Raw genomic sequence first — 605 nt, 5'->3', positions numbered from 1 at the left:
TAGGGACGTGCTGATTTATTCGACTGCGTCCGCCGATGAGGCAGAGGCACGCTGAAAATTTGAGCAGGCCTGCGAGATGCCAGCAGAAACATCACGATAAAGACTCGTTTTTCGCGGCGTGGGCCGCGTTGCCCGCCCTGTTTGCAAACATCAGGACGCACCTTGAGCGTCGCAGGTCAGCAAGCGCCTGCGTGCCAGCATCAAGTTCGCCAGACCAAACAGCGAGAACAACTGCGCTGCGTTCTTCGGCAACCCGCGATAGCGGGTCTTGCGATGTTTGAACAGGTTCTTGATCACATGAAAAGGATGCTCAACCTTGGCCCGAAGGCTGGCCTTGGCCTGTTCAAACGTATCCAGTGCTCGACCATACTCGTCGTCCGGCAGCGCCTTGCGCTTGCCCCGTTTCATGGCCACCTGCCAATCGACATCTGAGCCCCGGCCTTCCTCGCGTTTCTCTACGCCCTGGTATCCGGCATCACCAAAGGCAATGGTTTCCTCGCCATGCAGCAGCGCATGAGCCTCGGTCACGTCAGCTACGTTCGCCGACGTCGCCAGCACGGTATGCACAAAGCCCGAATCGGCATCGACGCCGATATGCGCCTTCA

The 605-nt window shown here is 58.5% G+C and carries 1 protein-coding gene; it reads right to left on the bottom strand.

Annotated elements, in window-relative coordinates:
- Positions 1–150: 150 nt before the first annotated feature.
- Positions 151–605 (bottom strand): transposase (locus NA637_RS25285; RefSeq protein ID WP_256075409.1); only part of this gene is annotated, 455 nt, incomplete at its 5' end.

The organism is Stutzerimonas stutzeri, from assembly GCF_024448935.1.
In the GTDB taxonomy this organism is placed as follows: domain Bacteria; phylum Pseudomonadota; class Gammaproteobacteria; order Pseudomonadales; family Pseudomonadaceae; genus Stutzerimonas; species Stutzerimonas stutzeri_AO.
This window is presented reverse-complemented; position numbering and strand designations above follow the sequence as displayed.